Consider the following 12347-nt stretch of genomic DNA (forward strand, 5'->3'; position numbering starts at 1 on the left):
ATGAAGGCGAAGGCCTGGTACCGCGGGGTCAGGCGACCACGGGCAGGATCTTCGGGGTATAGCGGTGCGTGATCCGCCGGCCAAGCACGGGGTCCTCCAGCTGGACCTCGAAAGCGTCGGCCGGGCGGATGCCGCCGATGACCGCGAGCGTGCCGCAGAGCATCGCCTGGCCGGGGGCCAGACCGTCCCGGCCGGCATTGTAGTCCCGAACCAGCTCCCGCGGGTCAAGCAATCCGTTCACCGGGCCTTCCTGATAAAGCACCGTCCGGGTGCCGAAGACGGCGCGGGAGCGCAGGATCAGCCGGTCCCAATGGGGGGCGACCTCGTCGAAACGCCAGGCGTCGCGGGCGACCGGCTTGGGGCACATCTGCTTTGAAACGGCGACCGAATAGGCCTCCACCCGCCGGTCGGTATGATCGGAGCCGACCGTCACCCAGATCGTGCCGTCGGTATCGCCGACCAGCACCGCCTCGGCCTCGCCCGAACTGTCGGGGCCCAGAACCTCGATGGTCTCGTCCTGGGTCAGCATCTGGGCGGAAAGCCGGTAGAACAGCGGCACCCGCGACGGGCGGGGCACGCCGATCGCCTCCAGCTCGCGGATATGTTCCTCCACATGATGGCGGTCGCGGCCGGCCCAGCCGGCGATGACCAGTTCGGCGACGTCGATCCGGCGGGTGCCTTCGGTGGTGTCGAGGCTGATGACGGACATGAGGGGGGCGTCTCCTCTGAACGGGCGATCGGGCCCGGAGGTTGGCGGTGATCTGCGATATGCGGGATGTGGGGGGGGCGGGATGCGGGGGGATCAGCCCGCCATGGCCCCCGGCAGATAGAGGGCGATGCCGGGGAAGAGCACCAGCAGCAGCGCCATCACCAGCATGGCGGCGACGAAGGGCAGCGCGCCGGTCATCACCCGGTTGAGCGAGATGCCCCCGCCCACGCCCTGGACGACATAGAGGTTGAGCCCGACCGGCGGCGTGATCAGCGCCATTTCGATCATCAGGATCAGCAGCACGCCGAACCAGATCGGATCGAAGCCGAGCGCGATCACCACCGGGGCCACGATCGGGATGGTGATGACCATCAGCGACAGGGTCTCGATGAAGAAGCCCAGGATGACATAGAGCAGGATGATGCAGGCGAGCATGCCATAGGCGCCGAAGCCCAGACCGTCTATCAGGGCGGCCAGCTGGCGGGTGACGCCGGCGCCGGCGAGCACGAAGTTGAGGAAATAGGCCGAGATGATGATCAGCATGATCATCGCCGTGGTCTTGACCGCGCTTTCCACCGCCTCTTTCAGCATGCGGAGGTTGAAGGTGCGGTTGGCGACCGACAGCGCCAGTGCCGCAACCACGCCCAGCGCCGCCGCCTCGGTCGGCGTCGCCCAGCCGGCATAGATCGAGCCCACGATCACCGCGAACAGGCCCAGCACCGGCAGCAGGTCGGGCAGCGCCCGGAACCGTTCCGACCAGCGCGCCGGGCGGCGGGGGCCGCCAAGCTCAGGGCGGAGCGTGCAGGCGGCGGCCGCGGTCGCCATGAACAGGGCCGCGAGCAGCAGGCCCGGGATCAGCCCGGCCAGGAACAGGCGCGGGATAGAGGTTTCGGTCAGGAAGCCGTAGACGATCAGGTTGATCGAGGGCGGGATCATGATGCCGAGCGTGCCGCCGGCCGCGATCGAGCCCGCGAACAGCCGGTCGTCATAGCCGAGCGCCTTGGCCTGGGGCATAGCGACCGAGCCCACCGTCGCCGCGGTCGCGACCGACGAACCCGAGGTGGCCGAGAACAGCGTCGCCGTGCCGATATTGGCGTGGAGCAGCCCGCCCGGCATCCAGGACAGCCATTTGTCGAGGGCGGCATAGGTGCGCCCGGCAATGCCGGCCCGGACCAGGATCTCGCCCAGCAGCACGAAAAGCGGCACCGCGATCAGCAGGAAACTGTTGCTCGCGCTCCAGAACACCTCGCCCATCGCCTTGTAGAGCGGGAAGAACGAAAAGGTCTGGTCGAGGAACAGGCCGAGGCCGACCAGTGTGGCCGCGATCGGCACGCTGAGCAGAAGCAGGACAAGCAGGACGACAAGGGCGATGCCGAGCACGGGACGAGGTTCCCCTGAGGAGGCTGACGGGCGGAGCGAGGCGGAGAGCTACGGAGATGCTGGCGGCGGCAGGTCAGCCGCGCGTCGAATGGTCGTTCTCCGCGATCTCGTCCTCGATGCTGCGATTGCCCCAGACGCGGGCCACGGCATCGCGATCGCCGGTCAGCGCGCCGAGCACGGTGCGGGCGGCCAGCACGAAAACCGTGAAGGCGAACCAGACCAGGCCAGCCATCCACAGCATCTGCGGGATCCAGAGCGGCGTCTGCAGCGGCGTGTTGGCGGTGGAGCCGCGCTTCAGCGTGCCGGCAACCAGTTCCCAGACCTGGGAGAGCAGCACCACCACGAACAGCGCCATCATCAGGATCGCGATCAGGTCGAGCACGGTCCGCAGCCGGGGGCCGACCCGCATATAGATCACGTCGATCCGGATATGCGCCTTTTCGATCAGCGCCCAGGCCAACCCCCACGAGGTGACGATGGCCAGCACATAGCCCGAGAGTTCATGCGCGCCGTGCAGCGACGAGCCGAAGGCCCGGAGCACGATCTCGATCACGATCATCGCCACGGCGGCAAACAGCAGCGCGCCGCAGGCCCAGACCCCTGCCCGGCTGATCCTGGTCGATATGCCAAGAAGGCAATCGAGGGTTCGGACGAGCGGACCGGTAGAGGCGGTTCTGGCCATGGGGTCGGTTCCTGCGGCGGCTGGTGGCGTGGGACAAAGACTGATCTTACGCGAGGGCTGCGATCACTTCTTCGCCGCCGTGAGGCCGGTGACCGCACCGACGCCCTGGTTCCAGGCGGTGACCACCGCCGGATCCACGCGCCCCGCCCAGCCGGGCAGGATGGTCTCGGTCAGCACCTTGCGGGCCAGATCGCGATCGCCGTCGGTGACCTGAACCAGGGTCATCTTGCCGGGCTCGCCGCGGGTGCAGCTGCCCTTGCCGGTGAGGCAGGCGATGCCTTCGACCGTCTCGCCCACCGCGGCGTTCCAGACCGGGGTTTCGAACTTGGTCGCGATCTCGTGCTGGATGAACTTCTGCGTCGCCGGGTCGACCTCGGCCCATTTGTCCTTGTTGACCGCGGTCACGACATAGTCCCAGCCGCCCAGCGGCATGGGCAGAAGATGGGTCGAGACCTCGTGCCAGCCCGAGCTGTAGCCCGACAGCGAGCCGGTGACGGCGCAGTCGACGACCTTGCGCTGAAGGGCGGCCGGCACTTCCGAGAAGGCGAGCGTGATGCCCTCGGCGCCGATGGCGTTCAGGAATTCGGCGGTGGTGCGGCCGCTGGCGCGGACCTTCTTGCCCTTCAGATCGGCCAGGCTTGCGATCGGCGCGTTGCAGAACACGATCTGGCTGGGATAGGGCACGATCGCCAGGATCTCGGCATTGAAACGCTTGCCGAAGGCCTCGTTCAGGGTCGGACGATAGGCCTCCACCACCTTCTTCGCATCGGCGACACCCGGCGCGATCATCGGCATGTCCAGGCCCTCGATCTCGGGCGCATCCTCGATCGAATAGTCGGCGACGGTGGCGCCGATGGTGAACACGCCGCGCGACAGCAGGCGGTAGACCTCGGCACCGGCCAGACCCATCTGATCGAAGGTGGTGACCTGAACCTCGACGGCGCCCTTGCTGTCGGCGGGCAGGGTTTCGGACCAGAACGGCTTCTCGAAATTCTTGTGCAGGCTGAGCCCGCTCCAGCTGCCCACGAAGCTGAGCTTCGCGGACGGAATGTCGGCGGCCGATGCCGGTGCCGCCAGAATGGCGAGGGCGGCCGCCGGAAGGGTGACGCCGGCGAGAAGGGCCTTGCTGATGCTGGTCATCTGATCCTGAACTCCTGTGTCGGTCGTCGGGCGGTTGCATTGCCGCCCGATCACATCGCCACCCGATCTCGTCGATCGGGCCTGTCGGCTCGTCAGATCACCGCCAGCCGCGCATTGCGCAGATCGGTGATCAGCATATGTCCGGGGGCATGGGCAATGGCGATCGGCGGCTTCGCCGCTTCCACCGCCACCTGGGGCGTGACGCCGCAGGCCCAGAAGACCGGAATTTCCCCCGCCTCCATGATCGGATCGTCTCCGAAATCGGCGCGGTCCGGGTTGGTGATGCCGATCTCCGCCGGATCGCCCAGATGTACCGGCGCGCCGTGCACCGCCGGGAAGCGGCTCGTCACCTGGATCGCACGGATGGCGTCTGCCGCCCTGAACGGCCGCATCGACACCACCATGCCGCCGCCGAAACGGCCGGCGGGCGTCAGCGGAATGGAACTGCGATACATCGGCACATTGCGGCCGCGGGCGACATGGCGCACCTCCAGCCCGTCCTGGATCAGCGCCTCTTCGAACGAGAAGGAGCAGCCGATCACGAAGGTGACGAAATCATCCTGCCAGAGATCACCGATATCGGTGGGTTCCTCTGCCGCGGCGACGCCGTCGCGGAACACGCGATAGCGCGGCACGTCGCTGCGGATGTCGATATCGGCGCCCAGCCCGGGCAGCTTCGGATCGCCCGGCTCCCCCACCGCCAGCAGCGGGCAGGGCTTGGGGTTGGCCTGGGCAAAGCGCAGGAAATCCCCGGCATACGCGGCGGGCAGGATGATCACATTGCCCTGCACGAAACCGGGGGCGAGCCCCGCCGTCTGCCCGGTGAAGGCGCCGCTGCGGATCGCCGCCCGGCAGATCGCCGGATCCGCCCGGTCGACGCACAGCTCTCCCGTCGCCGCATGCCTGGTGCCTGCCGCCATCTCGTCCCGTCCGTCCTGTCGTCAACTGGGGGCCGGAGACGCCCTCCCATGGCATCTCCGTGTCCGTCAGGCTACGCCGTCCCGACTGAGCGGGTCCAATGATTCGTTTGGATGGTGACTGATCGGAATTTTCGATCAGTCACCACGGTTGCATAGTCTCCGGGCAAGGCGCGGCTTGAGTGGCCGTCCATGCACGCCATCGGGACCAGATAAAAAGGAGCCCGCCCTCTTTTCTTCTTTTGGTTGATGAAATGATGCATTTTGCGTCGTGGCGCGAAATTCAGAACAGTCGGCAACTGATGCTAATGAAAATTTAAGATGATCAGCATCATCATGTCCTCACGCCTGCTCCGCACCTGTTCCAAAGATGCGCTGCGAAGATGAGACTGCCCTTCAACCTTCGCGACCAAGACCCGGGGCACCGTCAAAGATGTCGCACAGACCATCAAAGCCCAGATCGTGAGGGACGACCACATGTTCGATTTCCTGTCGCCGCGTCGACGGAGCGATGCCGAGGCAGTGATTGCCGCCGTCAACCGTTCCCAGGCCATGATTACGTTTGATATGGATGGCCGGATACTCGATGCCAACGCCAATTTCCTGACCCTCGTCGGCTATACGCTCGACGAGATCAAGGGCCAGAACCACCGCATGCTGGTGGATGTGGCGGAGCGCGAGAGCCCGGCCTATACCGCCTTCTGGGACGCGCTGCGCCGGGGCGAGTATCAGGCACGTCAGTTTCGCCGGATCGGCAAGGGCGGAAAGGTCGTCTGGATCGAGGCCTCGTACAACCCGGTGCTCGATGGCGCGGGCCGGCCGGTGAAAGTGGTCAAATACGCCACCGACGTCACCGCCGAGAAGACCGCCGCCGCCGATCTGGACGGACAGATGCGGGCGATCCGCAAGGCGCTGGCCGTGATCGAGTTCGATCTGGACGGCAAGGTGCTGTGGGCGAACGACAATTTCCTGAACGTCATCGGCTATCGGCTGGACGAGATCCAGGGCCGCCACCATTCCATGTTCGTGGACGCCGCCGAACGGGATAGCGCCGATTACAAGGTGTTCTGGACGGCGCTGCGGCGCGGCGAGTATCAGGCCCGGCAGTTCAAGCGCATCGCCAAGGGCGGTCGCACGGTCTGGATCGAGGCCTCGTACAACCCGATCCTGGATGCCGAGGGCCGGCCGGTGAAGGTGGTGAAATACGCCACCGACATCACCCGGCAGATCGGCATGCTGACCGATCTCAAGACCCTGATCGACCGCAATTTCGCCGAGATCGACCACGCGGTCGACCGCTCCACCAACGAGGCCGGCGCGGCCGCCACGGCCGCCGGCCAGACCAGCGGCGCGGTTCAGATGATGGTGGCGGGGACGGAAGAACTGGCAGCCTCGATCGCCGAGATTTCGCAGAGCATGGTGAAGTCGCGGGAAGCGACCGATGGCGCGGTCGACCGGGCCACGCGCGCCGACGAGGCCGCCCAGCGGCTGGACGGTGTCGCCCGCTCGATGGAAGGCGTGGTCGAGGTGATCCGCGGCATTGCCGGCCAGATCAACCTGCTCGCGCTCAACGCCACGATCGAAGCCGCCCGCGCGGGCGAGGCCGGTCGCGGCTTCGCGGTGGTCGCAACCGAGGTCAAGACCCTCGCCAACCAGTCGGCCGATGCCACCACCCGCATCTCGAACGAAATCGAGGGCATGCAGGGGCTGTCGGGCGAGGTGGCGGAAGCGCTGCGCACCATCCGCGGCTCGATCCTCACCGTCCGCGACCATGTCACCACCACCGCGGCCGCGGTCGAGGAACAGAGCGTCGTCACCCGCGACCTGTCGGCCAATATGCACACCACCGCCGCCGCAGTCGACACCGTCACCCGCAGCCTGGACGGCATCACCGACGCGGTCAGCCGCGTCGCCGGCACGGTTCAGACCACCAAACAGGCCGCGACGGTGCTGGCGCGGTAAGCGACCAACAATCTTAAGCTGTGATTTTACGGCAGACATGTCTTTTCAATTGCAAAGAGTGACCATGCGGGATTAGCGTCACCAGACGTTCTGCCGTCATGGGCCTCCTTGCCATGCCTTTACCCGCCAGCCAGATTGCAGCAGCCGTCGAGCCGGAGCAGCTTCTCCGGCTCGACGCCGCCTATCCCGCCGAAGCCGTTCTTCACACGGCTTATGACATGGCGGCAGAGGCCCTGATCTGGCTTGTGCCCGATGCGCCCGAGGGCAGCCGGCTCGTGGCCTTTGCCCGCAGATCTCCGGACGGCGCGCCGGTCGATGCGGCGCTCGCCGCTCGTTTTCTGGACCGACTGACGGATCAGTCCCTGCGGGTCATGTTGCGCGATCGCACTGCCGGCGTGCGGGACGCCGTCTTCAGCACGGCCATGGCGGCGCTGGCGCCCGGATGAACAAGCTCGACCTCATGCCCCTGCGCTTCGAGCGGCTGACCATCCCGCCGGGGCAGGTCCTCGTCACCCATGACGGCGGTGATTTCGCGTTTCTGAACCAGACGGACTTCCGCCGCCTGATCGAGGATCCCGCCGACCTGGCCCCCCACATCCGGGACGACCTTCTTGCCCGGGGCTTCCTGCACGACCCGCTGACCGCCACGACCCGGCGTATCACCGCGGCCCAGCTTGCGACCCGGAAGCGGTTCGTCGCCGAGGGACCGTCGCTGCATATCTGCGTGGTGACGCTGCGCTGCGACCACGGCTGCGACTACTGCCAGGTCTCGCGCCGCGGCCCCTCTGCCGCCGGCTTCGACATGTCGGAAGAGACAGCCCGAGCCGCGGTCGACCGGATCTTCGAAAGCCCCGCCCCCGCGCTCACCATCGAGTTCCAGGGCGGCGAACCGGCCTTCGCGTTCGACCGGGTCCGGCAGATCGTGGCCCTTGCCCGAGATCGCGCCGGGTCAGACGGAAGACCGCTCACCTTCTCGATGGTCTCCACCCTGCAGCGCCTCGATGACGACATGCTCCGCTTCTGCCTGGAGCACGAGATCGCGCTTTCGACCTCGATCGACGGCCCCGCCGCGTTGCATGACCGCCATCGCCGGCGACCTGGGGGCGGCGCCTTCGATGCCACCCGACGCGCGCTGGACCGCGCGCGCCGGATATTGGGAGCCGAGGCCGTCGCTGCGATTGCGACCATCACCGGCGACGCGCTCGACCGGCCCGACGAGGTCGTGGACGCTTATGTCGACCTTGGCTTCCGCTCGGTCTTTCTGCGGCCGGTCGCCCCCTACGGCTTCGCCCGCCGCCAACCCGGCCTTGCTCCTTCCGTCACCGGCTTCATCGAATTCTATCGCCGGGCGCTCGATCGCTGCATCGAACATTGCCGTGCCGGCCGGCACATCGAGGAAGCCTATGCCACAATCCTGTTGACCCACATCCTCACCCCCTTCGGCGGCGGCTATGTCGATCTCCGCTCCCCCGCGGGTGCCGGGCACGGCGTGCTGGTCTATAACCATGATGGCGGCGTCTATGTCTCGGACGAGGCGCGGATGCTGGCGGCAAGCGGGGATCATCGGCTGAGGATCGGGGACGTTCACACGCCGTTCCGGGAGCTTGCCGGCAGCGGCACCCTCCGCGCCCTCCTCGCCGCCGGCCTGGCGGAAAGCCTGCCCGGATGCTGGAGCTGCGCCTTTCTGCCCTATTGCGGCAATGACCCGGTTCACCATCTGGCCACGCAAGGCGACCCGGTCGGCCATCGCGCTTTCAGCGATCACTGTGCACGCCATAAGGCGCTGTTTCGCCTGCTCTTCGCCCGGATTGCAGCGAACGATGCCGAGGTCAACCGGATCTTCGCAGCCTGGATCGGCCGTCGACAGCCGGCCGAGCCTGGCGGCGATATCCGCCTCGACTGATCGAAGAGGCTGCACGCCATGTCCCTGCCCCTGCATCAGCGCCTGATCCGTACCGGCCCTCCGGCCGCCGTCGACGTCGCCAAGGTCGCGGATATCGATGTTCTCGCCACCGGCCGGGTGCCGATTGAGCACTGCCTGCTCTGGCAGGATGATCTTTCCGCGGGCATTCTGCCTGTCGGCATCGAGGCTCTTGCCGCCGGCGTCTTCGGGGCCGGCCATGCCGCGCCGCCGGTGGGATATCATGGCCCCTGGTGGGGCGGCGGAAGCCGACGGGATCTGGTGGCGCCGGGTGACGTGGTCGGGCTCGCCCCCGAAGGCGGGCTCGTCACCATACTCTGGCGGCGCGGCTCGCGTGCGAACACACTGCTTGCCACGGAACGCTGCAACAGCCTCTGCCTGATGTGCTCCCAGCCCCCGCGTGAGGTCGACGACACGTATCGCGTCGAACATCTGACGCAGATCATCACGCTGATCGACCCCGAAGAGACCCAGCTCGGCATATCCGGCGGCGAGCCGACCCTGCTCGATGACGGCCTGATCGAGGTGATCCGGAGCGCCCGCCGGCATCTGCCGGCAGCATCCCTGCATGTGCTGAGCAATGGCCGGCGTTTCGCCGATCCCGGCCTGGCACGCGCCATGGCCGGTGCCGCCCCCGAGGCAGTGACCTGGGGCATCCCCCTTTATGGCGACGTCGCCAGCCTGCATGACCATGTGGTGCAGGCCGAAGGCGCCTTCGCCGAGACCATGGCGGGCCTGTACAATCTTGCAGCGGTCGGCGCGACGGTGGAGATCCGTGTGGTCCTGACCCGACCGACCGTGGCGCGCCTGGAAGCGCTTGCGCGCTTCATCTATCGCGCCCTGCCCTTCGCGGCCCACATCGCCTTCATGGGGCTGGAACCGATGGGCTTCGCCCGGCGCAATCGCACGCTGATCTGGATCGATCCGGCCGACTATGCCGGTGCCCTGTCCCGCGCCGTCCATCGGCTGGCGGCGCTCGGCATGACGGTATCGATCTACAATCTGCCGCTCTGCGTGCTTCCTGCCGATCTTCTCGCTTTCGCCCGGGCGTCGATTTCGGATTGGAAGAACGATTTTGCCCCGGTCTGCGCCCCCTGCCCGGCCCGGCAGGACTGCGCCGGCTTTTTCACCTCGGCCGACAGCCGATGGATCGGACGCGATGTCGGGCCGCTCGACCACTGGCCGCCCGCGGCCCATCAGGGAACCAGACCGTCATGTCCCGTCTGATCAGAAAGACCGTCACCGCCCTGGCGGGGCTCTCCCTGCCGGCGATGCTGTCCGGCCTGCTGCCGCAGCCTGCGCTTGCCGCGCCCGGCTCTGCCCCCGAATTCGGCCCGGACGGCCGTCTGCCTGTCCCCGTGTTCGACAACCCGTTCGATGCCGCAGGCGCCGGCCTCACTCGCTTCGCGGGCCACCGCAGCCATTCCAGCCACCGCAGCCACTCAAGCCATCGTTCGCATTATTCGTCGAGCAGCTATCGCAGCACGCCCGGCTACACAGCCCCAGGCTACACGGCGCCGAACTATACGGCCCCGGACTATACGGCCCCTGGCCGGACATCTTCGGGCAGCAGATCCCCGGCCACGACTTCGGGACCGGGGACCGGCGGCGCGGTGGCGGCCACACGCCAGGAGCTGCGCGACATGGTCCTGAGGGCCCAGATTGCCCTGAATGCCCGCGGCTACGACGCCGGGCCGGCTGACGGGATCCTGGGCGAGCGGACCCGCTCTGCGATCAAGACCTTCCAGGGCGACAGCCATCTGCCGGTAACCGGCCGGCTGGATGGCGACACGCTGGTAAAGCTTGGCATCACCGGCATGTGAGGCAAAAAAAACCCGCCGGCACCAGGCCGGCGGGTCTGACCTCACATCGTGTGCAGGTCGTGGGAGACGTTGTAGAAGCGGGTGCCCGGGAAGGTCACCGTCATGACCGCGGGATCGGTCGAAATGGCCGCGGCGCTGACATTGGTGCCGATGACGTTGTCGATCACCACCGTCGCCGTCGTGGCAGCCCCCGAGGCGCGGGTGAAGGTGATTTCGGCATAGGACGGGGTGCTGTTCCAGGAATTGGTCCAGACCTTGATCCGCCCACCGATCGCGTGGTCGATCGGCACGTCGACCGAGGCCGCCTGCGGCAGGCCATAGGGCTGACGCGGCGTCGATGTGCCCGGGGTGGCAACGCGCCCCAGACGCACATTCCGGCCATAACCCAGCTGCTGATCCGCCGTATCGGTTCCGCCGAAGAGGCCCGAGCCGGCCGGATAGCTCAGCGCATAGCCGCCGAAAGCGCCGGTCGACCCACCCTCGCCGGCATTGGCGAAGATCGTGACGTTCGATGTGGCCCCAAAGTTGCCATCGATGTTGTAGACATAGCCGGGTGCGAAGGCACCACTGCCGCCGTCATCCACGCCGGCACGATAGCGGTTGCCGGTGATGGTGCAGTCACGCTGGTAATAGAGTTTGATATGGCAGCTGTCGGCCGGCGTGGGCGGTGCCAGATAAGCGCGGTGGTTCGGGGTCGCCCAGTTCCAGCGCCCCATGGTGCCGTCGCCGCCGGCGCCGTTGCGCGAGAAGTAGTTGCCGGTCACGACATTGCCCCAGCCGCCGTTCAGGTACAGGCCGGCCCAGCCGTTGCGGTCGAACAGGTTGGCGGTGAAGGTGTGCTCGCCGCTGTTCGACTGGATGCCGTAGGTGGCGTTCCATTCGATGCGGCAGCCGGTGACGATCCAGTAATTGGTCGTCAGCAGGATGCCGGCCTCGTGGCAGAACATGGTCACGCTGTTGGTGATCATGCCGTCAGAGCCGCTGGTGGTGATGCCCCGGCGCGAGCGCAAGATGTGGCAGCGCATCAGTTTGGTGGTGGTGCCCAGAACCATCGCCGAATCGGCAAAGCCCAGCGAGACCACGTCCTCGACCGTACTGGCCGAGCCGGCCTTCAGGCCGATCGAGGTGTTGCCGGTACCGGTGGGATAGACTGCCCGCTCATAGGTGACCGCCGCCTCGTTATGCGGCTGCAGCTTCAGATCGCGGATGGTGCAGGACTTCCCCGTCTCCATCACCGCATCGCCACCGGTGTCGCCATTGGTCTTGACGATAGTGGTGCGGGCATCGGTCGGGCGGAATCCACCCGAGCCCTCGCCGGTGACGATCGTCCCCACCGGCACGGTCAGCGTGGCCGAAACCGGATAGACGCCGGCCGGCAGATGCACCGCAGAGAAGCCCGCATCCAGCGCCGTCTGGATGGCGGCGGTGTCGTCGGTGCTGCCATCGCCACGGGCACCCCACCAGCGCACGCTGACCGGGGCGGCGCTGTCGACGATCCGCTGCCACAGACCGCCGGTCGCAACCGTGCTTTCGATCCACAGCCCACCGTCATCGGTGGCGGTCGCCCCCGCCCGCCAGGCGAACAGGCCGCCGCCGCCATCGGCAACGCCATGATAGCCCAGCACCTCGACTTCCGTGGTGGAAGACGTGACGGCCAGGGCCTTCAGGTCTGCAATGGTATTCGTCATGCTCGGAACCTTCTTCATGTCTGATCATGAAGACGAGGCCCGGCCCTATGTCCGCACCTCGCCCCCCGGCAGTGACATTCACCGCCGTGGGGACGACGCTATGATGTTTCCGGCATTGTCATTAT

11 protein-coding genes are annotated in these 12347 nt (G+C 67.0%); 5 read left to right on the plus strand and 6 right to left on the minus strand.

Annotated features, from left to right (window positions below; genetic code table 11):
* Positions 1 to 28: 28 nt before the first annotated feature.
* The 5 genes from WI697_RS07440 to WI697_RS07460 form a co-directional block, all read right to left on the minus strand.
* Positions 29 to 709: a DUF2848 domain-containing protein gene (locus WI697_RS07440; protein WP_345958007.1), complete on the minus strand. Its 681-nt coding sequence runs from the start codon at positions 707 to 709 to the stop codon at positions 29 to 31.
* 93 nt (positions 710 to 802) lie between these two features.
* Positions 803 to 2089 carry a TRAP transporter large permease gene (locus WI697_RS07445; protein WP_345958008.1) on the minus strand — a complete coding sequence of 429 codons (1287 nt, stop codon included), beginning with the start codon at positions 2087 to 2089 and terminating at the stop codon, positions 803 to 805.
* A gap of 73 nt (positions 2090 to 2162) precedes the next feature.
* On the minus strand, positions 2163 to 2771 hold the full coding sequence (locus tag WI697_RS07450; RefSeq protein WP_062765453.1) for a TRAP transporter small permease subunit: 609 nt from the start codon (positions 2769 to 2771) through the stop codon (positions 2163 to 2165).
* Between the two features lie 63 nt (positions 2772 to 2834).
* Positions 2835 to 3911 carry a TRAP transporter substrate-binding protein gene (locus WI697_RS07455; protein ID WP_345958009.1) on the minus strand — a complete coding sequence of 359 codons (1077 nt, stop codon included), beginning with the start codon at positions 3909 to 3911 and terminating at the stop codon, positions 2835 to 2837.
* 92 nt (positions 3912 to 4003) lie between these two features.
* Entirely contained in the window at positions 4004 to 4831 is an 828-nt protein-coding gene (locus WI697_RS07460) for a putative hydro-lyase (protein WP_345958010.1), read from the minus strand.
* A gap of 474 nt (positions 4832 to 5305) precedes the next feature.
* Here WI697_RS07460 and WI697_RS07465 point away from each other — a divergent pair, with 474 nt between their 5' ends.
* The 5 genes from WI697_RS07465 (at position 5306) to hxsA (ending at position 10534) form a co-directional block, all read left to right on the plus strand.
* The gene (locus tag WI697_RS07465) at positions 5306 to 6790 is read left to right on the plus strand and encodes a methyl-accepting chemotaxis protein (RefSeq protein WP_345958011.1); all 1485 of its coding nucleotides are present in this window, start codon (positions 5306 to 5308) and stop codon (positions 6788 to 6790) included.
* 98 nt (positions 6791 to 6888) lie between these two features.
* Positions 6889 to 7236 carry a hypothetical protein gene (locus WI697_RS07470; RefSeq protein ID WP_062765445.1) on the plus strand — a complete coding sequence of 116 codons (348 nt, stop codon included), beginning with the start codon at positions 6889 to 6891 and terminating at the stop codon, positions 7234 to 7236.
* Positions 7233 to 8693 carry a His-Xaa-Ser system radical SAM maturase HxsB gene (gene hxsB / locus WI697_RS07475; RefSeq protein WP_345958012.1) on the plus strand — a complete coding sequence of 487 codons (1461 nt, stop codon included), beginning with the start codon at positions 7233 to 7235 and terminating at the stop codon, positions 8691 to 8693. Before WI697_RS07470 ends, hxsB begins: the two co-directional genes overlap by 4 nt.
* An 18-nt stretch (positions 8694 to 8711) precedes the next feature.
* Positions 8712 to 9938, plus strand: coding sequence for a His-Xaa-Ser system radical SAM maturase HxsC (gene hxsC, locus WI697_RS07480; protein WP_345958013.1), 1227 nt, complete (start codon positions 8712 to 8714; stop codon positions 9936 to 9938).
* Positions 9926 to 10534 carry a His-Xaa-Ser repeat protein HxsA gene (gene hxsA, locus WI697_RS07485; protein WP_345958014.1) on the plus strand — a complete coding sequence of 203 codons (609 nt, stop codon included), beginning with the start codon at positions 9926 to 9928 and terminating at the stop codon, positions 10532 to 10534. The genes hxsC and hxsA overlap by 13 nt, the downstream gene beginning before the upstream one ends.
* Before the next feature lie 41 nt (positions 10535 to 10575).
* On the opposite strand, the gene WI697_RS07490 is transcribed toward hxsA, so the two are convergent.
* Positions 10576 to 12222 (minus strand): right-handed parallel beta-helix repeat-containing protein, encoded by a 1647-nt coding sequence (locus WI697_RS07490; protein ID WP_345958015.1) that lies wholly within the window; start codon positions 12220 to 12222, stop codon positions 10576 to 10578.
* Between the last annotated feature and the right edge of the window lie 125 nt (positions 12223 to 12347).

It is taken from the genome of Tistrella mobilis (assembly GCF_039634785.1).
Lineage (GTDB): Bacteria > Pseudomonadota > Alphaproteobacteria > Tistrellales > Tistrellaceae > Tistrella > Tistrella mobilis.

Bases quoted from the DNA above. Each gene is read 5' to 3' on its own strand.
- WI697_RS07440 (WP_345958007.1), bottom strand. From the start codon at position 709: ATGTCCGTCATCAGCCTCGACACCACCGAAGGCACCCGCCGGATCGAC.
- WI697_RS07450 (WP_062765453.1), bottom strand. From the start codon at position 2,771: ATGGCCAGAACCGCCTCTACCGGTCCGCTCGTCCGAACCCTCGATTGC.
- WI697_RS07455 (WP_345958009.1), bottom strand. From the start codon at position 3,911: ATGACCAGCATCAGCAAGGCCCTTCTCGCCGGCGTCACCCTTCCGGCG.
- WI697_RS07460 (WP_345958010.1), bottom strand. From the start codon at position 4,831: ATGGCGGCAGGCACCAGGCATGCGGCGACGGGAGAGCTGTGCGTCGAC.
- WI697_RS07465 (WP_345958011.1), top strand. From the start codon at position 5,306: ATGTTCGATTTCCTGTCGCCGCGTCGACGGAGCGATGCCGAGGCAGTG.
- WI697_RS07470 (WP_062765445.1), top strand. From the start codon at position 6,889: ATGGGCCTCCTTGCCATGCCTTTACCCGCCAGCCAGATTGCAGCAGCC.
- hxsB (WP_345958012.1), top strand. From the start codon at position 7,233: ATGAACAAGCTCGACCTCATGCCCCTGCGCTTCGAGCGGCTGACCATC.
- hxsC (WP_345958013.1), top strand. From the start codon at position 8,712: ATGTCCCTGCCCCTGCATCAGCGCCTGATCCGTACCGGCCCTCCGGCC.
- hxsA (WP_345958014.1), top strand. From the start codon at position 9,926: ATGTCCCGTCTGATCAGAAAGACCGTCACCGCCCTGGCGGGGCTCTCC.
- WI697_RS07490 (WP_345958015.1), bottom strand. From the start codon at position 12,222: ATGACGAATACCATTGCAGACCTGAAGGCCCTGGCCGTCACGTCTTCC.